At 63.5% G+C, this 19,778-nt stretch carries 20 protein-coding genes; 13 read left to right on the forward strand and 7 right to left on the reverse strand.

The window, feature by feature from the left end:
• Positions 1-9 precede the first annotated feature (9 nt).
• Complete coding sequence (locus ABID58_RS23250) at positions 10-1,005, forward strand: glycosyltransferase family 2 protein (RefSeq protein WP_354034926.1); 996 nt, start codon at positions 10-12, stop codon at positions 1,003-1,005.
• Between the two features lie 15 nt (positions 1,006-1,020).
• Positions 1,021-1,659, forward strand: coding sequence for a class I SAM-dependent methyltransferase (locus tag ABID58_RS23255; RefSeq protein ID WP_354034928.1), 639 nt, complete (start codon positions 1,021-1,023; stop codon positions 1,657-1,659).
• A gap of 10 nt (positions 1,660-1,669) precedes the next feature.
• Here ABID58_RS23255 and ABID58_RS23260 read toward each other — a convergent pair whose 3' ends face one another.
• The 3 genes from ABID58_RS23260 to ABID58_RS23270 are packed head-to-tail and all read right to left on the reverse strand — an operon-like array spanning position 1,670 to position 4,254.
• The gene (locus ABID58_RS23260) at positions 1,670-2,593 is read right to left on the reverse strand and encodes a glycoside hydrolase family protein (RefSeq protein ID WP_354034929.1); all 924 of its coding nucleotides are present in this window, start codon (positions 2,591-2,593) and stop codon (positions 1,670-1,672) included.
• A 14-nt stretch (positions 2,594-2,607) separates the two neighbouring features.
• On the reverse strand, positions 2,608-3,276 hold the full coding sequence (locus tag ABID58_RS23265) for an acetyltransferase (RefSeq protein WP_354034931.1): 669 nt from the start codon (positions 3,274-3,276) through the stop codon (positions 2,608-2,610).
• A gap of 15 nt (positions 3,277-3,291) precedes the next feature.
• A complete protein-coding gene (locus ABID58_RS23270) occupies positions 3,292-4,254 on the reverse strand; it encodes a methyltransferase domain-containing protein (protein WP_354034933.1) in 963 nt (320 codons plus the stop codon).
• A 505-nt stretch (positions 4,255-4,759) separates the two neighbouring features.
• On the opposite strand from ABID58_RS23270, the gene ABID58_RS23275 reads away from it, so the two are divergent.
• Entirely contained in the window at positions 4,760-5,680 is a 921-nt protein-coding gene (locus ABID58_RS23275) for a right-handed parallel beta-helix repeat-containing protein (protein WP_354034935.1), read from the forward strand.
• A 67-nt stretch (positions 5,681-5,747) separates the two neighbouring features.
• Here ABID58_RS23275 and ABID58_RS23280 read toward each other — a convergent pair whose 3' ends face one another.
• A complete protein-coding gene (locus ABID58_RS23280) occupies positions 5,748-6,452 on the reverse strand; it encodes a WbqC family protein (RefSeq protein ID WP_354034937.1) in 705 nt (234 codons plus the stop codon).
• Positions 6,453-6,584: 132 nt separating this feature from the next.
• Positions 6,585-8,225 (reverse strand): hypothetical protein, encoded by a 1,641-nt coding sequence (locus tag ABID58_RS23285; RefSeq protein WP_354034938.1) that lies wholly within the window; start codon positions 8,223-8,225, stop codon positions 6,585-6,587.
• 216 nt (positions 8,226-8,441) lie between these two features.
• Between ABID58_RS23285 and ABID58_RS23290 the strand changes: the two genes are divergently transcribed.
• Positions 8,442-8,978, forward strand: a complete 537-nt coding sequence (locus tag ABID58_RS23290) for a tetratricopeptide repeat protein (RefSeq protein WP_354034939.1) — start codon at positions 8,442-8,444, stop codon at positions 8,976-8,978.
• 122 nt (positions 8,979-9,100) lie between these two features.
• Here ABID58_RS23290 and ABID58_RS23295 read toward each other — a convergent pair whose 3' ends face one another.
• A complete protein-coding gene (locus ABID58_RS23295) occupies positions 9,101-9,697 on the reverse strand; it encodes a prepilin peptidase (protein WP_354034941.1) in 597 nt (198 codons plus the stop codon).
• A 4-nt stretch (positions 9,698-9,701) separates the two neighbouring features.
• The gene (gene gspD, locus ABID58_RS23300) at positions 9,702-12,080 is read right to left on the reverse strand and encodes a type II secretion system secretin GspD (RefSeq protein ID WP_354034944.1); all 2,379 of its coding nucleotides are present in this window, start codon (positions 12,078-12,080) and stop codon (positions 9,702-9,704) included.
• A 138-nt stretch (positions 12,081-12,218) separates the two neighbouring features.
• On the opposite strand from gspD, the gene ABID58_RS23305 reads away from it, so the two are divergent.
• From ABID58_RS23305 to gspM, 9 genes are read left to right on the forward strand one after another with little or no spacing between them, the layout of a single operon-like run.
• Positions 12,219-13,904, forward strand: coding sequence for a GspE/PulE family protein (locus ABID58_RS23305; protein WP_502916426.1), 1,686 nt, complete (start codon positions 12,219-12,221; stop codon positions 13,902-13,904).
• A 4-nt stretch (positions 13,905-13,908) separates the two neighbouring features.
• Positions 13,909-15,120, forward strand: coding sequence for a type II secretion system F family protein (locus ABID58_RS23310; RefSeq protein WP_354034946.1), 1,212 nt, complete (start codon positions 13,909-13,911; stop codon positions 15,118-15,120).
• 24 nt (positions 15,121-15,144) lie between these two features.
• Positions 15,145-15,600, forward strand: coding sequence for a type II secretion system major pseudopilin GspG (gene gspG, locus ABID58_RS23315; RefSeq protein WP_354034948.1), 456 nt, complete (start codon positions 15,145-15,147; stop codon positions 15,598-15,600).
• The gene (locus tag ABID58_RS23320; RefSeq protein WP_354034950.1) at positions 15,563-16,087 is read left to right on the forward strand and encodes a prepilin-type N-terminal cleavage/methylation domain-containing protein; all 525 of its coding nucleotides are present in this window, start codon (positions 15,563-15,565) and stop codon (positions 16,085-16,087) included. The genes gspG and ABID58_RS23320 overlap by 38 nt, the downstream gene beginning before the upstream one ends.
• The gene (locus ABID58_RS23325) at positions 16,065-16,463 is read left to right on the forward strand and encodes a type IV pilus modification PilV family protein (protein WP_354034951.1); all 399 of its coding nucleotides are present in this window, start codon (positions 16,065-16,067) and stop codon (positions 16,461-16,463) included. Before ABID58_RS23320 ends, ABID58_RS23325 begins: the two co-directional genes overlap by 23 nt.
• On the forward strand, positions 16,460-17,179 hold the full coding sequence (locus tag ABID58_RS23330; protein ID WP_354034953.1) for a hypothetical protein: 720 nt from the start codon (positions 16,460-16,462) through the stop codon (positions 17,177-17,179). Before ABID58_RS23325 ends, ABID58_RS23330 begins: the two co-directional genes overlap by 4 nt.
• Positions 17,176-18,135 carry a type II secretion system minor pseudopilin gene (locus ABID58_RS23335; RefSeq protein ID WP_354034955.1) on the forward strand — a complete coding sequence of 320 codons (960 nt, stop codon included), beginning with the start codon at positions 17,176-17,178 and terminating at the stop codon, positions 18,133-18,135. The genes ABID58_RS23330 and ABID58_RS23335 overlap by 4 nt, the downstream gene beginning before the upstream one ends.
• A gap of 1 nt (position 18,136) precedes the next feature.
• On the forward strand, positions 18,137-19,174 hold the full coding sequence (locus tag ABID58_RS23340) for a PilN domain-containing protein (protein WP_354034956.1): 1,038 nt from the start codon (positions 18,137-18,139) through the stop codon (positions 19,172-19,174).
• Positions 19,171-19,776, forward strand: a complete 606-nt coding sequence (gene gspM, locus ABID58_RS23345) for a type II secretion system protein GspM (RefSeq protein WP_354034958.1) — start codon at positions 19,171-19,173, stop codon at positions 19,774-19,776. The genes ABID58_RS23340 and gspM overlap by 4 nt, the downstream gene beginning before the upstream one ends.
• Positions 19,777-19,778: the final 2 nt, after the last annotated feature.

Consider the following 19,778-nt stretch of genomic DNA (forward strand, 5'->3'; position numbering starts at 1 on the left):
ATTTTCACCGTGAAGCTGTCCGTCGTGACCACCCTCTACCGTTCGAAGGCGACGATTGACGAGTTCTATCGCCGCGCGGTTGCCGCCGCCGAGCCCATCACCCAGGACATCGAAATCGTGATGGTGAACGACGGCTCGCCTGACGATAGTCTGTCGCGTGCCGTGGCACTCCATAAGGCGGACCCTCGTGTCGTTGTTGTCGACCTGTCCCGCAATTTCGGTCACCACAAGGCCTTGATGACGGGACTCGCGCATGCGACAGGCGATCTCGTCTTTCTCATCGACAGCGATCTCGAGGAGGCGCCCGAGCTCCTCACGCGTTTCTACGCGCGGTACATGGAGGGAGATTGCGACGTCGTGTTCGGAGTGCAGACGGCGCGACGCGGAGGCTTGTTCGAGCGTACTACCGGGGCGTTGTTCTTCTCGCTCGTAAACATTCTCAGTGATCATAGCATTCCGCGCAACGTCGTCATCGCCCGTCTGATGACGCGCGACTATGTCCGCGCGCTCATCCGTCATCGCGATCGAGAGTTCTTGATCGCGCATTTGTTGCAAGTGACGGGATTTCGGCAGGTTCAGCTCCCACTCAAGAAGCTGTCGGAGTCGCCAACGACTTATTCGGTCAGAATGCGCATTGAGATGGCGGTGAAGTTTCTGACGACCACGTCGACGAAGTTGCTCTACGGGGTTCTCTATCTGGGCTTATGCATTTTTGTGCTGTCGACGCTTGCGATCGGATATTATGTCTGTCGCTACCTTCTTTCGGGCATTGGCGTCGATGGTTACACGTCGATCATCGTGTCGATCTGGTTCTTCGGTGGACTGACGACACTCATTCTCGGAATCCTGGGTATTTACATTGCCAACGTGGTTTCCGAAGTCAAACGCCGGCCCTACACGGTGGTTCGATCGGTCCATCGTGCCCATGACGCAGCGGTTAGCCTCTCTAATGTCGTTCATGTTCCATCTCGGGAGGCCCGGCATGAGAGCGGGCCGCGAACGTAGATGTCGGAGAATCCTATGATGACGGTTAGCTCCGAATCTCCGATTTTAAGCAGTGTCGCGGCGTATTACACGTCCAAGCTCCGGCTTAACGGCGCGACGCCGCGCGGCGTGGATTGGAACGGCGCGACTTCTCACGATCTGCGGCATCAAGAATTTCTCCGGCTGTTGGACGGCTCCACGGAGAGCTCGATTCTCGATCTCGGTTGCGGATATGGCGATTTCCTGCGCTTCCTCCGCCACGCCGGACACCGCGGCCCGTTTATCGGCTACGATATCGCGCCTGCGATGATTGAGGAGGCGCGACGGATCCACGGCGACGGAGCGGATCGCCAATGGCACGTCGGCGCAGAACCCGACGATGTTGCCGATTTCGCCGTGGCCAGCGGTATCTTCAACGTCAAGGGTGACGTGTTGCAGGAGAATTGGGAACGCTACGTCTATGAGACCATCGAGACGCTGGCGAGGGCGGGACGGCGCGGTTTCGCGTTCAATGTTCTCAGCCTGTCAAGCGACCCGGAGCGCCGGTCGCCGAACTTGTACTACGCGGATCCCTGCGCGATGCTTTCGCACTGCCTGCGCCATTACGGGCGGTCAGTGGCGCTGCTTCAGGACTACGGACTCTACGAATTTACCGTGATCGTTCGGCGCATCTGACATTTGCACACTAGTCCTGCTCCAGTACCGCGATTCCGAACCCGGCATCGCCATAGCGTCCGCCATTGTAGAGCATCATCCGGCCGAGATCTGTATCGAACACGAACGGATAACTTATCATCGGGCCTTCCCAGCCGGCATCGCGCTCGATGCCGGCCTCTTCGTCGCGGCGCGTCCATGAAATGCCGTCAGTCGAGGTTGCGAAGCCGATGCTATAGCCCCAATCGTTGGCCCGGTATGAATACCAGGCCTTATAGGACCCGTCGCGTTCCCTGAGGGGACAGAAGCGAGCGATAGCCACCTCGCCCGGATGTTGGAAAGCCAGCGACTGAATGCCCGTCAGGCTCCAGTTCAAACCGTCGACCGACTGCGCATAGCGGATGTCGTACGACGGCAGCGGGACATCGGCCGGGCGAGTCCATGGGCGCCCGGACTGATACCACATTCGCCAATGTCCATCCTCAATCACGACGGCAGGATCAGCGATGAAAACCGGCTCCTGGCGGCAACGGTCGAGAATTGGCCCTTCGCTGATCCGTTCAAAGGGACGATCGGGATTGCCGGCCGGACGCTCGGCCACGCCGACCGCGACGTAGAAACTCACGGTCACCCCGCGCATCCACCCCTGATAGTAAAGCCGTTCGATACCGTCATGCTCGACGATCCAGCATGCTATGGCCCCGCTGTCGTCGAAGCATCCGAGCGGCCCCGGCGACAGGAGCGGGTGATCCGACAGCCGCAGGACCCTGGTCGGATCGCGAATATCAAGATCGAGCCAGCTCACATTGGACCGGTTCTGCCGGTCGCGTGGACTGAAATAGATTCTATAGCGATGCGCATCCAGCGCCCGCGCAATCGGAACGATACCGTGGCTATGCACCCACTCCGAATGGCCATTGGCGACGAAGATCCGTCCGAGCTTCTTCCAGCGCATCTTCGAACTGTTTCTCAAATGCGGCGAAGGCGGTTGCTGGGAACGGGCGATCGTTCGGTGCCGCGCGGCGCAAGGACCGAAAGGTCGGGCTGATCCTCGAGCACGAGCGCTCCCGCGCCGATCACGCATTTCTTGCCGATCGCAACGTGGTCGCGGACGGTGGCGTTGACGCCGAGAAAGCTTCCTTGACCGATCCTGACCCCGCCTGAAATGATCACATGCGAGGCAACGAACACGTCGTCTTCAATTACGGAATGATGACCGATGTGGTTGCCGCTCCACAACGTGACGTTGGCCCCGATCTGCGCAAAGGGCTGAATGGTGTTGTCCTCGAGAATGAAGCAGTTCTCCCTGACCTCCAGGCCGGGAAAGGTCGTTGCTTTGCTGCTCACATAGGAGACCAGCCGATAGCCGGCGGCGCGAGCAGCCGCAACCCGGGATGCCCGCAACTCGTTGAGCTTCGAGTAGCTTACCGCAACGAAGAAACCAAAATCCGCCGGAGGAAACGACCGTGTGACGTTTTCGAACGGCACCAACGGACGCCCGCGAAACACGGGATCCTTGGCGTAGGCCTGATCGACAGTAAAGCCCGCGACCTCGAATTCCGAGTCGTGAGTGAAATAAAAGTCCGCAAGCTCGGCGATTTCGCCGATGCCGAATACGACGATTTGCTGCTTCACCATTGTTCACCCGCCGAACTATTTGGTTCCGGTCGCCTTGTGCAAGGTCTTCTCCAGCCAAGCCGAAATCGACAAGCCTTCGGTCGCGGCCTGCTTGACGACGGAGTCCCGCAACTGCGGCGACACGCCTTCGAGTCGCCCGAAGTAGCGGGTCCGGTGCGATCCCCCGCGCCACCCGGGAAATTCCACGTCCAGGTCGAGTTGCGGTTCGCCCTGACCGACCTCAAACGAGATCAGGTAAAATGAACCCTGGAGCACCCAGCGGCAGGTTACGTCCCGTGCATTGACCGGCACTTTGTCCAGCGGAGCTGCGTACGTGAACAGCGGATTTGAATTTTTGAGAATCTTGGCGAACTCTGTCTGCGCGAGCCAAGATCCAACGCCTTCGTCGCCGGCGACGACTCGACCACCAATCTTCACGACGCGGGCCATCTCGGCCAGGGAAGCGGCGATATCCGGAAACAGGTTGAGCCCGCCGAAGTGAAAGGCCGCGTCGAAAAATCCGTCCGGAAAAGGAAGAGACATGGCGTCGGCGCGAAACAGCCGAACGCGGTTGAGGTCGGCGTTGGCCTCGCTGAGCCGCTGCTTTCCGATGGCGAGCATCTCCTGGGACAGGTCTCCTGCATACACGGTGGCATTTCGGCGGAGAAGGTGAACGGTGTCGCGGCAAGTACCGCAGCCGATTTCTAGGACGCGCGCACCGGAGGCAAGCTTCAGCGTGTCGGCAAGATCCTCGCGAACTGGTTCTTCCTCCGACTGCAGCATCCGGAACATCACGCTGTTGCCGAGATCATACTCCTGCGCGCGGGTGCGATAGAATTGCTGGTTTCCTTCCGGCGGATCTTCATGTCCGGCCGCTGCAACGAAATCCGGTATGCCGTCGCGCACGGGATAACGCGCCCCGGCAGCGCTGACGAGCGCTGCTCCCTTTTCGGCAAGCGTGAGCGGCTGATGGTCCTGCGGACAAACGAAGTCGTACACTGAAAATTGCATCCTGGTCCTTATCACAACGGACTCTATAGCCTTCAACGGCAGGTGTCATCCCATCATCGCTGTCCCCAAGGCGCGCCTTTCCAACCCTGGCTGGATTTTTTGCTGGAGGACCTTGTCAAATGGCGTGTTCTATTTGTCATATGACGCATTCTCGTCTGTCGTGGCGCCAAGGGGAGCTTCACAAAGAAAACGTGCTTGATCGTTGAACCTCTACCGGGGGGCGAACCGACCTATCAGGGCGGTTTCGAGAGTGTGGCACTGTGGTACCGGAACCGCGCGGCCTACCTTTCGACGATTTGGCACGGGTCGCAAACTCAGGGGCGAAAATCTGTGAACATTGGAAATATGTCCAGGGGCGGCGCGCCCCACGCATACGACAGTATGACTGAAGTTCGAGCACGTACCCCATTAGTCCCACGCTTGACAAGCCTTGAACATTGCTTCGGGACCGAGTCTTGGTTGAGAAAACTCACTTTTTAAGGAGATATAATCCATGCGTCGCATTGCCTTGATGGCCTTGGCCATTGGACTGTTCCTGCCTTTCCTGGCTTCGGCACCGGCCAATGCCCAGGCGACTCGAACCTGGGTCTCGGGCGTCGGTGACGATGCCAATCCCTGTAGTCGCACAGCGCCCTGCAAGACCTTCGCGGGCGCGATCTCGAAAACCGCCGCGGCGGGCGAAATCAACTGCCTGGATCCAGGTGGGTTTGGTGCGGTGACCGTCACCAAATCGCTGACGATCTCGTGCGAGTCGGGGACTGCCGGCGTTCTGGTCTCGGGCACCAACGGCATCGTCTTCGCTGGCGCTTCAACTGACTACCTCTACCTGAAGGGGCTTGATATCGAAGGTCTGGGATCCGGCATCAACGGCATCTTGTTCAATTCGGGCGGCTTCCTCCATGTCGAGGATTGCGTGATCCGACGCTTCACTGGATCGGGAATCCTGATTCAAGCGACTACGAGCGTGGGCTTTTCAGTGAACCGCACGACCATGTTCAGCAATGGCACGGGCTCCACGGGTGCAGGAATTCGCGTGGTCCCGGGTTCGGGCGGGTCTGCCACGGGCACGATCAACAAGGCCGTGGCCGATCGCAACGTGTTCGGTATTGCTGCAGACGGAAGCAACGGCAATGTCAAGATTGCGATCGAGGACAGCGTAGCCAGCAACAACACGCTTTCTGGCATCGTAGCGACAGCTAGTGCCGGAACGACCAACGTCATGATCATGCGAACGCAGATCAACCAAAACGCTACAGGCGTTCAGAATGCCAGCGGCGCGACCACGGTCAGAGTCGGTCAATCGGCGATCACCGGCAATACGACGGGCGTCTCCGGCGCCGTTTCATCCTACGCCACCAACCAACTCGATGGTAACGGAAGCGACGGCACGATGACGGCAATCCCGCTGAAATAGGATACTTCCACGCCGACCAGAGCTCTGGATGACGTGTCATCCGGAGCCCTTCCGCGTCTGAGGTCGATCAGGGCGACGACGGGGACGCAGAACGCTCGAGATAGCGGGCGGCGTCAGCGCCGGTGTTGAACAGCAGGTCGAGCACCGTCACGCCGTGCTCAAAGTCGCCGTAAAGTTGATTGTACTCGGGATAGCCTTCGTAGCTCATCCACTCTGTTGCAATGTCGGCCCCGTCGAACACCGCTTCGTCGAAATAGGCTCGCGCCGAAGGGCCGCTCAGGTAACGATCGGCGCCTGCGTCTCGTGAGATCGCGAGAAGCCTCTCGGTCTTCGCGCCTTCGACGGGATAGATCGTGTCCCGGACAATCCGAGTCTTCAGGCTGAGCAGTCCTGCGAGCTCGCGGGTGAACAGCTCGTTGATGTCGGTTAGACGCCTCTCCTTGTCGGCGCGCTCGTACCAAGCCTGCACGCGGGGTGCCAGGGCGTCAAAGAACGGTGCGTGACGGTACGCCAGCTCCAGTGCCCGCCAGTGCTTTTCTGCCCAGGGCTTCTCGATCAAGACCTCGTCGATCGGCTGACTGAAGCGCCCCTTGGTGATGACGGGGATCGTGAGCCACTCGACGCCATTGGCGGTCTTGATCCGGTTCCGATTGTGCCAGTGACGCTTCACGAACTGCATACGGTCGTAGATGACGTACTCGTCGCACTGCCCGATCAGGTCGAAAAAACCTTTCCAGGGAATGTAGCAGGACTGGATGATCGAAATGCGCACTTCGGGTGTCCGCTTAGAATTCACGTTGTCAGAACGTTCAAGAATGCGTCGGTTGGCTTTCCCGCTCGCACCGGATCGGACGGCGAGGCTTTCTGAGCCCGCACCGTCGGCTGCTGGTAGTGTCCGGTACGCCTATTGGGCCGAATTTGCACAGCTTGCATTCTTTTTCGTCCACAGTGGAGTTCGCGTTGCAACCGACATCTTGAGCGGTACCCCGTAGTGCTCCAAACAATAGGTGTTCAGGAGAGACTCCTCGTCAGCGTCGGCGATCAGGGGAATGCCGGCCTGAGAGCGCAATCGTGTGAGAAACCCCTGGCCTCTCGCCTCGTCAGCGGTGGGTACGGAGTTCGGCGCTAGGGTCAATACGCCCAGCGCGTAAATCCGGGTGGAATGAACGTCCCGCTCGCGTGTAAACACGGGAAACACCAATTCATAGGGCAGCGAGGCGCCCCAAACGAATATTGATTCCGGCGAGACGAATCTGTTCTGCCGGGCTTGCGCGACGGCTTTGTCGCTTGCGATCGCCTCGCCAACCAGATTCCACGCATTGACGAGAGCGCCGGCGAGCAGCGCGGCGAACAGGATGAGGCGCCTCCATCGCGGAACTTGAAGATCCATGGTAACCGCGGCGATGGTTAGCAGAGCCAAGAGCGGGAGGCAGACGCGAACCGGCGGGCTGCGTCCGGCCGCCGTAAAGGCAAGAAAGGCCGCGAGGCAGATGAACCAGGCGACAAACAAGCGTGGTCGGAGCAGGATCATCAGCAGAGCGGCCCCGAGCAGCGTCAAGGTCAGCAACTGGGGCCCGAGCAGCAAGGAAAGGTCAGAAACGCTGGACGAGAGGTTCTTCTCAACGACCGCCTGCGGCTTGATCTCGCTCATGAGTGCCCAAAGCAACTCGGGATTGGAGAGCCGCGGGTCGACGAAGAACCAGCTGCTGACCAGCACAATGTCGTTTGGGGACAGGCCATGACGTTGCATCAGGTCCGGTCGCTCCAAGATGAACTTGGCAGCACCGAAATCGGTGAGCGGGGCCCGCGCGAGGTTCTGTTGGCGGAAAGTCTGCCATTCAGGCGACGAGTATGCACGGACGTTGGCGACGGTCGCGGCGAGGATGCAAATCGCAAGCCCCGCCGCCGCAATGCGTGCGGCGCGCAACGCGGCTAGTTTCCGCCACGGCACCAAAGGCAGGGCTACAGCGACCACCAGAGCGAGCTCCTGGTCGCGGATAAGATAGGCGAGGAATGTCAGGCAGCAGGCGAGCACAAGATCGAAAGCCGATCTGTGGCGATCATAGGCGAGCAGCCCTAGCACCCCCGCAATGGCCAGTAGTCCAGCTGTCTCCGTGAATTGCGGGAACAGGATCGGACGCATGAAAGCGACCGTCAGGATCAAACAGGCGACGATCGGCCTGACGCCGAGGCGGAGCAGGAAATAGACGACTGTGGATGCTGCCAGCGTCAACGCCAACAAGGTTGCGGTGGAATAGCCGAGTAAACCATCGATCGAAGGAAGACTACGGACGATGCAGCCCCACACGACGTTGGAAAAGAGAAGGAGATCGGAACCGTAGTCGACAACGCCGTAGCCGTGCGCAATCATCGACATCCCGACGTCGTCGTTGCTATCCCATTTCGGATCGAAGGTTGCGCAGAGCAGGACCACCCAGGCGATCGAGATCGCGGCAGCCATGAGCAGATGGCGGACGAACCGCGCGTCGCCATGTCGGCGCGCCGTCGCCGGCATCAGTTGGCTGGTCGAAACGTTCGTAGTCATTGATCGGATCGGAGCAATTACCGCTGTCTCGGCCGCCCACCACGACCGATTGGCAGATCGCCGCTTCGTGCCGATGGATATCCGGGTCATAATAGAATGAACAATCGTTGGCAATTCTGACTGGCGCGGATGAATCAAGGCGAAGGCATGGATTCCGTTACGGGACCAGAATAATCTGCCGGGGGGCGTTACCGACGAGAAGGCTGGATGGTGAGCATGATTGATCCCGATCCGAGCGGGCGCGGCCGCGTTCTGAGGCTGCGAGGTGCGCTTTTGGCGTTTGGCGTCGCCGGGCTGATGGTCGCGGGCGGCGCTAGCGCAAAGGCCCAATCCCTCGGCCAGGGCATCTCGGCGTTCAATCGCCAAGATTATGTGACGGCTTCACGCGTCTTCATTCCGCGGGCGGAACGCGGGAACTCGGCGGCGCAGACCTACCTTGGCTTGCTGTTCGAGACCGGCCGCGGCGTGCCGCAGAACTACACGGAAGCCGCGATGTGGTACCGGCGGGCGGCGGAGCAGGGCGATGCCCGCGCGCAATATTCGCTGGGGCTCCTCTACGACCGCGGCCAGGGTGTGCCGCAGGACATCGTCGAAGCGTCCAAATGGCTGAACCTGTCGACCGCCGCGTCGCCGCCGCGGGTGCGGGAGTCCCGGGCCCGGATCCGCGACGCCGTCACCAGCAAGATGACGCGCGGGGAGATCGCCCAGGCCCGCCTGCGGGCGCTGGAATGGGCGCCGAGCCGCGAGCACTGAGCCCCGACGGCAGGGGCCTGAACGACCCCCGTCCGGCAAAAAATCGAAAACAACCCCATGCACAGTAGGGGGCGGCGGACGGCGAGCGCCGAGACGACGATTTATGGAGATCACGGTTGGCTTTAGCCGGACCAGCCGCCGAGCCAGTTCAGATACCAGGTCTCGCCCAGCCAGCCGATCCAGATCGACGGCGCCAAAAACAGGCCGAACGGCAGGAAGGCGGTCCCGCGCAGCGGTTTCCTTTGCAATGCAGCATTGGCGACATAGGCGCCGATCGCGGCTAGCGCCGCGAGCTCGATCACCGCGGCCACCGTCGTAAGATCGAGCCAGGCGCCGGCCACCGCGGCGAGCTTGACGTCGCCGAGCCCGAGCCCGTCGCGGCCGCGCCAGCGCCGGTAGGCCAGCATCAGGAGCAGCAGCGGAAGCGCCATGGCCACGGCGCGCGCGACGGGCCAGAGCAGCGCCTGGGCGCCCACATCGGGTACGGAGGCGGCGGCCCGGAGCAGGGCAAGCGCGAAGGCGGCGCCGGTCAGCTCGTTCGGGATCAGATAATGGCGGGCATCGTTCGCGGCGATGGCGAGCATGAGAGCGGCCAGGAACGCGCCATAGAGGCCTTCCGCCCCCGGCGCTGTGACGAGGCTCGCGAACACGCCGACCAGAAGCGCGAGGCTGAGGACCAGCGGAGCGCGTATCCCGTCTTGCTCGACTTCCCCGGTCACGCCGTCAGCGTGCTGCCTTGGGCGGGCTGACGGTGACCACGGGATTGCTGGTCCCGACCAGGCGGCTGTTCATCTTGCTGCGCATCTCCTCGGCGATGACATGCGCATCGACGCCGTCCTTGATGACGGTCGGGCGGATGAACAGGATCAGCTCGGTGCGCGCGCGCGCGGTGGTCTGGTGCGAGAACGCGTCGCCCACGCCGGGAATGGAATCCAGGACCGGTATGCCCTGGCGCTGCTTGTTCTCGCTCTCGCTGATCAGGCCGGCGAGCAGCACGGTCTGCCCGCTCGTCACCGCGATCGAGCTCTTGACCCGGCGCTGCGAGATCGTCGGCGTCAGCGATCCGGCGGCGGTGCCGGCCGCGACGCTCGAAATCTCCTGCTCGATGTCGAGCACGACGTTGCCGTTGGCATTGGCGCGCGGCAGCACGCGCAGGATGATGCCGGTGTTCTTGTAGTCGATGGTGTTGACCACGGTGTTGTTGGCGGTCAGCACAGTCGCAGTGCCGGTCGAGAACGGCACCTGGTCGCCGACCTGCAAGGTCGCCGGCTGGTTGTCGAGCACCACCAGCGACGGGTTCGACAGCACCTTGACGTCGGTGACGCCGTGCAGCGCGTCGAGAACGACGCGCGGCGAGTTTTCCGAGCCGATCAGGAAGTTGAAGCCCGGCAGCACGCGTCCGAGCAGCGCGCCGGATGCGGCGTTGACGGCGTTGGACGCTGCTTCGACGGCACCGCTGCCAACAGTCGCGGCATTGCTGACACCGGAGATGGTGTTGGAGATCGAGCCTTTCTGGCTCGCCAGGAAAAACTGTACGCCGTAGTTCAGCTGGTTGTTCAGCGTCACCTCGGCGATCGTCGCCTCGATCGCGATCTGGCGCTGTGGCCGGTCGATCTGACGGATGGTTTGCTCGACGACGCGCTGTGCGTCCTGATTGGCATAGACAAGAACGGCATTGTTGGTCACGTCGGCGGTGATCCGCACATTCTGGAGAATGCCGTTGATGCCGGACTTCGCGCCGTTGCTATTGGGGCCGCCGAAGCTGTTGTCCTGCGCCGGCGTCGCGGACGCCGCTGGAGCGGGGCGGGCGCCGAACGATGATCCCGGAGCTCCGGTGACCGGGGTCGCGGCGCCGGACGCAGCTGTCGGCAGTGCGCTCAGTGAGGCGACTGGATTAGTTGAGGACGATGTCGCGATGCCCGCACCGGGCGCGACCTGGCTCGACGCGCTGTCGAGCGTCGAGCTGCTCGCCGCGCTCTGGTTGAACAGCATCTCGTTCAGCATCGACACGACCAGCTTGGAATTGCCGTAGCGCAGCGGATAGGATTTCAGGTTCACGCCATCGGTATCGGAACGGTCGAGCCGCGCGATCCAGGTCTGCGCGCGCTTCAGATATTCCGGCTTCTGGCTCACCACGAGGATCGAGTTGAGCCGCGCGATCGGCTGGAGCTTGATGACGTTCTGGCCCATGCCGCCTTCGCCGGAATCCATGATCTTCTCGATCTCGGCGATGACAGGCTCGGGCGAGGAATTGCGCACCGGGAAAATGCCGACCGATTGTCCGCGCATCCAGTCGGCGTCGAATGAAAGAATTGTGTCGACCGCGGTCGCCCGGTCCGATCCGCTGCCGCTGACGATCAGGGTGTTGCGGGAATTGTCGGGGCGCATGGTCGAAGCTTTGACGCCGAAAGCATCGAGCAGCTTGAAGATGTTTTGCGCCGACGTGTAGCGCAGCGGCACGACGGTGACGCCCTGGCCGGCCTCCGTGCTTGCCGAGCGGTCGATGCCGCCGGGGCCGGCTTCCGGCGCCGGCAGCAGGCGATAGCCGGTGCGGTCGCGCACCAGCGCCACGCCGGACATGCGCAGCGCATTTTCCAAGACGTAGATCGCGTCCGCTTTTGGCACCGGACGCACCGAGGCCAGCGTCACGGTGCCCTGCACGCGGGGATCGATGGTGTAGCCGACGTTGAGTACGTCACCAAGGATGACCTTCGCGACAGTCGCGACCGGGGCGTTCTCGAAATTGAGATCGTAGCCGCTGCCGCCGCCATCGTCGCGCTCGGCTAGCGCGCCGCCCTGCGGTGCACCATCGCTGAGATAGATCGCGGGTTTGGACGATTTCGCCTGACCGATACCGCTTGCCCCTGCATCCGCAGGTTGCCGCGGCTGGAGATCGAGGCCGCGGATTTTGTCAACAAGATCCTGGGCGCGTGGATCCTTGGGGTCCGCTTCGACCGATTGGTCGGCTGTGACGATGCAGGCGGTGAGCAGGAACGCGGACGACAAAAGAACGAGCGTTCCAGTCAACGCTGAGCGCAGGCGCAAAAGCGGCTGGACCACTTCAAACAAGATACGCCTACCAACGCTGCGAGAAAAAAGCATCCGATCCCCCTTGGCTCGGACGCGCAATAATTTGCCGCACGATTATGTTTTTGCTAAGAAATAAGTCAAGGGCAAAGGACCTTCCGTGCTCCATAGAAGCTGTTGTATTCAAGTAACAAGGTCAACGCCGTGAATGCGATGCGCGACCGCTCCGCCGATAGCTTCAGGCAGCATCTCCTGGAAAAATATTCACTGCCGCCGCGAGCGCATGTCCGTGTCGAACGGTCAGCCAATCCGGCGCTGACGCGTCCGCTGCGCGAATTTTGGGAGGCCACCGATCTGTCGGCGGCGGAATTCGCCGACGAGCTGTCCGATTATTTTGCTCTGCCGCGGATGAGCCTTCCGCAACTGCTCACGACCACGCCTCGACTCGAAGGTTTTTCGCGGCGATTTCTACGAGAATCCACCATCTTTCCCTTTGCCGCGCCCGATGGTGGATTTCGCCTCGCTGTTGCTGATCCCTCCGATACGGCGGCTATTCGTGCTGCCGAAATCGTGTTCGGAACGCCGGTCGATGTCGTCGTAGCGTCATATGAGGACATTACGACGGTCTTGGATCAGCGAACCGATGCCGACGATGCGAATGCAGACCAAAGCACCGGCCGCGCGGGGCAGTCCGATGACGACATCGAGAGCCTGCGCGATCTCGCCAGCGGTGCGCCTGTGGTGCGCGCGCTCAACGATCTCTTGGAGCGCGCGGTCGATCTGCGTGCCAGCGACATCCATGTCGAGCCGTTCCGCGCTGGTCTCGTAGTGCGCATGCGCGTTGACGGCTTGCTGCGCCCGCTACCGTCGCCGCACGGCATCCCGCCGCAGGCGCTGATCTCGCGCATCAAGATTCTCGCCAGCCTCAATATCGCCGAACGGCGGTTGCCGCAGGACGGCGCGGCGCGTGTCCGCGTCGGACGCAGTGAGCTCGACGTCCGTGTCGCCACGATGCCAACGCAGCATGGCGAGAGCGCAGTGATCCGTCTGTTGCCACGAGACCGCGGTTTGCTGGAGATGAGCAAGCTCGGGCTCGGCGCGCGCGACGAGAACGTGATGACGCGGCTGCTCGCGATGCCGCACGGCATGATCGTGATCACGGGTCCGACCGGCAGCGGCAAGACCACGACGCTTGCCACCATGCTGTCGATCCTCAACGAGCCGACCCGCAAAATCCTCACCATCGAGGATCCCGTCGAGTACGAGATCCCCGGCATCAACCAGTCCCAGGTCAAGCCGTCGATCGGCCTGACCTTCGCTACCGCCATGCGCTCTTTCGTGCGCCAGGATCCCGACGTGATCATGGTCGGCGAGGTCCGCGACACCGAGACCGCGCATATCGCGATCCATGCCGCGCTCACCGGTCATCTCGTGCTGACGACGCTGCATACCGAGACCGCGGCTGCGGCCGTGCCGCGCCTGATCGATCTCGGCATCGAGGGTTTCCTGCTCAAGTCGACGCTGCGCGCGGTGGTGGCGCAGCGGCTGGTTCGCATGCTGTGCGACCGTTGCAAGGTGCCGCACGCGCTGACCGCGGCCGATCTCGCCAAGGATCCGCGCTTTGCCGTGATCGGTTTCAAGTGCGGCGAGGTCGTGCACGAGGCTGGCGGCTGCGAACGCTGCGGCGGCACCGGCTATCGCGGCCGCAATGGCGTGTTCGAGATCCTCGAAATGTCCGACGAGGTCCGTACACTGATCGGGCCGCAGACCGACTCCCACTCCATCGACGCGGCTGCGATGCGGGGCGGCATGACGACGATGCTCGAGGATGCTGTCGCCAAATGCCGGGCTGGGATGACGACGGTGCCCGAGGTCTTCCGCGTCACGACGGTGCGGTAGAACCATGCCGAACTATCGCTATCGCGCGCTCAATGCCAACGGCGAATTGGTTTCCGGGGCCATCGCCGCGTCTGCGCCTGGCGACGTCGCGCAGCGGATCGAGCGGCTCGGCCTGGTGCTGGTCGACAACGTCACGCCGGAAGAGGGCGGCGCGGCGCGCAGCGCGCTCAGCCTCTTCAACAGGCCGAGGGCCGAAGACGTCACCATCTTCACCCGTGACCTCGCGCTGCTGCTACGGGCCGGCGCCCGCATCAATGACGGCTTGGAGCTGCTCGCCGCCGATCCCGATTTCGGAAGGTTGCGGACGGTCGTCGCCGACATCCGCGCGCGCGTCGTGTCCGGCGAGAGTTTTGCCGAGGCGTTGGTGCGGCATGAGGGGCTGTTCCCGCCGATGTATATCGCGCTGGTGCGGGTTGGCGAGGCGTCGGGATCGCTGGATCAGGTGCTTGAGGTGCTGGCCGGTGAACGCGCGCGCGGCGAGGCGCTGAGGCGGCGCCTGACGGATGCGATCCGCTATCCCCTCTTCGTGCTGGGCGCGGCCGGCTGCGTGCTGCTGTTCTTCCTGACTTTCGTGCTGCCGCAGTTTGCCAGCGTGTTGCAGGATTTCGGCGCCAAGGTCGATCCGATCGTCGGCGTGTTCCTGAACATCTCGACTTTCTTGCGTGGCAATTCCGACGCTGTGCTGGCCGGGCTTGCTGCCACGATCGTCGTCGCGTGGTTGCTGTTGCGCCAGGAGCGCGTCCGCAGCGGCATGACCAATGCGATCACGCGGCTGCCGGCGATCCGCAACGTGATGCGCTCGTACCGCACGGCGCTGTTCTGCCGCAATCTCGGCCTGCTGCTCGGTAGCGGCGTCAACCTCACCACCACGCTGCGCATCCTGATCGACATGATGGCAACGACGGGCCCGTCCGCAGTCTGGAGCGATGCTGCCGACCGCGTCCGCCATGGTTCGAAGCTTTCCGACGCGCTTGCCGAAACGGACGCGCTGCCGGCGATGGCGGTGCGCATGCTGAGACTCGGCGACGAGACGGGGCAGTTGCCGATGCTGTCCGGCCGGGTCGCCGAATTTTATGAGGTCAAGCTGCAGCGTACGCTCGACCGCGCGGTCGGCATTGCGGGGCCTGCGGCGATCATCGCGATCTCGCTCGTCGTCGGAGGCCTGATTACGTCGGTGATGACGGCGCTGATGTCGGTGAGCCAGATTGTCGGTTAGAGTAAAGCAGGGGAGGGGTTCCAGGTGACCAAACATGCATCGTCAAGGCGCAGCCGGCGGCGCGCAGACCGAGGGGAGGCCGGCTTCACCCTGGTCGAGATGCTCGTCGTCATCACCATCATCGGCATGATCATGGCGTTGGTCGGACCACGGGTGCTGAACTATCTCAGCGAGTCCAAGGCCAAGGCGGCGAAAATCCAGATCGAGAGTTTCTCCAGCGCGCTTGATCTCTACTATCTCGATCTCGGTCGCTATCCGACGTCGAATGAGGGCCTCACCGGGCTGACGCGCAGCAACAACCAGGCTGGCTGGAACGGGCCTTATTTGCGAGGTGGTGTGGTGCCCAACGATCCCTGGGGCCACGTTTATGTCTATCGTTCACCGGGGGCGAGCACTCCCTACGACATCATCTCGCTCGGATCAGACGGTCAGGAAGGCGGCAGTGGAACGGCAGCCGACATTGTCAGCGGCGCGCGCTGAGCCAGCTCGTGATACGCGGGCGTTCGATGCGCAAGCCTTCGATGCACAAGGCTTCGCGCTGATCGAGATCCTGTGCGTGCTCGCGATCATCGGACTGCTTGCGGCGATCATTCTGCCGGCGATCCCGCGCTCGACGACGCGGGCAAAGCTCGAGAGTTACGCGGTCGAGACCGCGGCGCTGCTGAAATCCGATCGCAACAGCGCGCTGCGCCGCCAAGTCAGGGTCGCAACCCAGGTCGATGCGGAGGCGCGCGCGATCCGTTCCGGCGTCACCGGACAAACCATTCGCCTGCCGCGCGATGTGGTCGTGCAGGCGACGTTGGCGTCGCGCTGCGCCGATCGCGCGACGGGGCGGTCGATCGATTTCTTTCCGTCGGGCATGTCGTGCGGCGGGACGATCGCGCTGGCGCGGCCCGGCATGGGTTACGAGGTGCGCGTCAACTGGCTGACCGGAGGCGTCGAGATTGTCCCGCAGAAGCTGCTCTGACGGCGCCGCCGGCTTCACGCTGATCGAGGCACTGGTCGCGCTTGCGATCATCGCCATCGTGCTCGGAACCATCGGCTCGGTCATCGCCGTCACGACCAAGGGCACGCGCTCGATCGACCAGCACCTGGCACTGGCCAGCACGGCCGAGACCTTGCTTGCGGATTTGCCGGCGCGCGGACTGCTGAAACCAGGCCGGCAGAGCGGGCAGCTCGCCGGCAGCCGCTGGCGCGTCGATATTGCGCCGATGAATGTTGCCGGCGGCGATCCCGCCACCGATCACTTCGTGCCACTGGCGGTCAATTTGCGCCTCCAACGCGCCGACGGCAGCGCGCTCCAGGTCACGACGGTGAAGCTGGTGCCGAGGTCGACGCAATGACCGACGTCATGAAACCCCTGCGCCGCGCCCTCGCTGCCGAGGCGGGCTTCACCCTGCTCGAAGTGCTGCTGGCAACGCTGTTGATGACGGTGATCCTGGCCGCGCTCGCGACTGTGACGGCACAGTGGCTGCCGAACTGGAATCGCGGCATTGCGCAGGTGCAGCGCGCGGAGCGCCTCGCCACCGGGCTCGACCGCATCGTCGCCGATCTCTCCGTCGCCGAGCAGATGACCGTGAACGGCGACGCCAGGGTGCCGCTGTTCGACGGTGCCGAATTGTCGGTGACTTTCCTGCGCACCGCGCTCGGCCCGAGCGCGCGCCCGGGCCTGGAATTCATCCGCCTGATCGAGAAGGCCGACGCGCAAGGGCTGGCGCTGGTGCGCGAGCGCGCGCCGTTCCAGCCGATGCCGACCGACGGGCAGATCCGTTTCGTCGACCAGGTGGTGTTGATCCGCGCGCCGTTCCGCGTCAGCTTCGCCTATGCCGGGCCCGACAGGCAGTGGCAGCCGATCTGGCACGGTCAGTCGCAACTGCCGGATCGCATCCGCATCACGGTGCGCGACGGCGCCACTGGTCAGGTGCTGGCGGTTTCGGCCGCCGTGTTGCCGCACATCACGGCACCGGCCGAATGCGCGCGTGCCAAGAATCCAACGACCTGCATCACCGCGGGCACAGAGCCGAAACAGGCGGAGAAAAAAGAGGAGCAACAGCTGTGAGCGGCGCGGCGCATGATCGGGACGCGCTTCGCCAGAGAATACTTGGCCAAAAAAAACTTGGCCAAAAAACACTCGGCGACGACCGCGGCTTCATCGTCATCGTGGTGCTCTGGATGCTGGCGGCGCTCGCCACGCTCGCGCTGATCTATCTGACCTATGTTACCAACACTGCCGTCACGGTCGCCGTCAACACCGACCGCTTGCAGGCCGACGCATTGATGAATGCGGGCCTCGAGCTCGCGGCCTATCGCCTGACCGCGCAGAGCGAGGCGACGCGCCCGACCAGCGGCACCTTCAATGCCCGCGTCGGGGCGGGAAGGGTGACCGTGACGTTTCGCTCGGAGGCCGCGCGCATCGATCTCAACATGGCGCCGAAAGCCGTCCTCGCCGGCCTGATGACGGGGCTCGGCGTCTCCGCGTCGGATGCGCCTGATTATGCGGACCGGATCCTGGCGTGGCGGTCGTCGACGGAGACAGGCCAGGACAATCCGGAGGATTCCTACTACCGCACGCTCGGCGTGCCCTATCTGCCGCGCCACGCGCCGTTTCCGCACAGTGACGAGCTGTGGCTGGTGCGCGGCATCCCGCCGGCGGTGATCGAGCGCGTGCTGCCCTTCGTCACCGTGTTCAGCAATATGCGCACCGTGAACGTGCTGGATGCTGCGCCGCAGGTGGTGGCGGCGCTGCCGAATATGACGCCGGAGACCCTGCAACGCCTGCTGCGCGATCGTGCCGATCCCAACGTGGACCCGCGGTCCCTGATTGGGCTCGCCGGCAGCGCCAGCGCGACGATCGAGGGCTCGAAGGCCTACCGCGTGACGGTTGCCGCCGAGGCGCCGTCGCACCGGCAGAGCTCGGCCGAGATCGTCATCCTGCTTCTCGAAAGCGGCGATGAGCCCTATCGTGTATTGTCGTGGCACAACGCCTTCGACGGCTCTGCCGGAAAGCCTCTGTGAGATGAGTTCGCTCAGTTCCCTTCGCGCGATCTTCGATGCCTGGACCGGCACGGTGGCCGGGGCTGCCGTGGCCGGACTGGAGCGAATGGTCTCGCCGCGCCTGGTGCGGCTGGTCGAAGGCGAGACCGGCGCGTTCGCGCTGGAGGCCGCGAAGCCGGAGAACGCGCCGAAGGAGGTCGTGTTCGAGAACGGCAAGTTCACCGGTGCCAATCTCGCGCCCATCGTCCGCGGCTGCCGCGTCGAGATCGTGCTGCGGCCGGCGCGCTTCCTGTTCCGTCCGCTGGAGCTGCCGGCGCGTGCGGCCGATTTCCTCGACGGCATCGTGCGGGCGCAGATCGATCGGCTGACGCCGTGGAGCGCGGGCGAGGCCGTGTTCGGTTGCAGCGCGCCAGTGGCGCAGGGCAGCGAGGGCATCACCACGATGATCGCGGCCGCACCGCGCCGGCTGGCGATGGGTTATGTCGAGGCCGTGTCCGGATTTCATCCGTCCGCGATCGCGGTCCTGACCGAGCCGGCCGAGGGTGGGCGCATCAAGGTGTTCGAGCAGAAGTCGCGCGGCGCGATCGACCCGGTGCGGTTGAGCCGGACGCTGCAGGCGGTGCTGGCCATCGCCGCGATCGCCGCCGTACTCGGTTCGATCGGCGCGGGCTATCTGGCCGACAGTTTAAGCGCGCAGGAGAGCGAGCTCGAGCAACAGATCACCCAGCGCCGCGCCGCGATCCGCGGTGCCGACGGCGGTGAGCGCTCGCCGCTGGCGCTGCTGGAGCGGCGCAAATACGACACGCCGGCGAGCGTGATCGTGCTGGAATCGCTGAGCCGTCTGTTGCCCGACCACACCTATGTCACCGAGATGCATCTGGTCGGCAACAAGCTCCAGATCGTCGGCATCACCCGCGATGCGCCCTCGCTGATTCCGCTGATCGAGCAATCCCAGCATTTCACCCGCGCGACCTTCTACGCCCCGACCACGCGCAGCTCTACCGATCCCGGCGAGCGCTTTCACATCGAAGCGCAGATCGAACCGAGGAACGCGCCATGAAAAGCGCCATGAAAAGCGGTATGAGCAGCGGCGGGATGGCGAGCGGAAACACGGTCGCGCGGTGGTTGAGCGGCTCGCCGCTGATCGCGGTCATGCTCTATCTCGCGGTGACGGCCGCGCTGTTGCTGATGGCGGGCCTGTCGATCGCCGACGTCATCGCCCACCGCCAGGCCCTGGCCCAGACCTCCGACCTGCTCGACCAGCTGCGCGGTCGCAACGGTGCCGCCAAGAATGCCGCGGCGATCTCGGCCGAACATCCCGGCACACCGTTCCTGGAGGGACCGACGGTGACGGTCGCGGGCGCCAATTTGCTGCAGCGGGTTGCGGCCGCGGTCGGCAATGTCGGCGGCTCGGTGCAGTCCTCGCAGGTCGACGTCTCGGGCGCGCAAGTGAAGGACGGCTTCGTCGGCCTCGTCGTCAGCTGCGAGCTGGAGCAGCCCGCGCTGCAGAAGGTGCTCTACGATCTCGAGGCCGGCATGCCGTTCCTGTTCGTCGACCAGCTCGACGTCCAGGTGCCGCAGGCCACCGCGATGAACGAGGCCAGCACCGGCCGCGTGAGGGTGATTTTGGGTGTTTCCGGCCAGTGGCAGGCGGGGAAGTAGGG

Source organism: Bradyrhizobium sp. S3.2.6, from assembly GCF_040546885.1.
In the GTDB taxonomy this organism is placed as follows: domain Bacteria; phylum Pseudomonadota; class Alphaproteobacteria; order Rhizobiales; family Xanthobacteraceae; genus Bradyrhizobium; species Bradyrhizobium cytisi.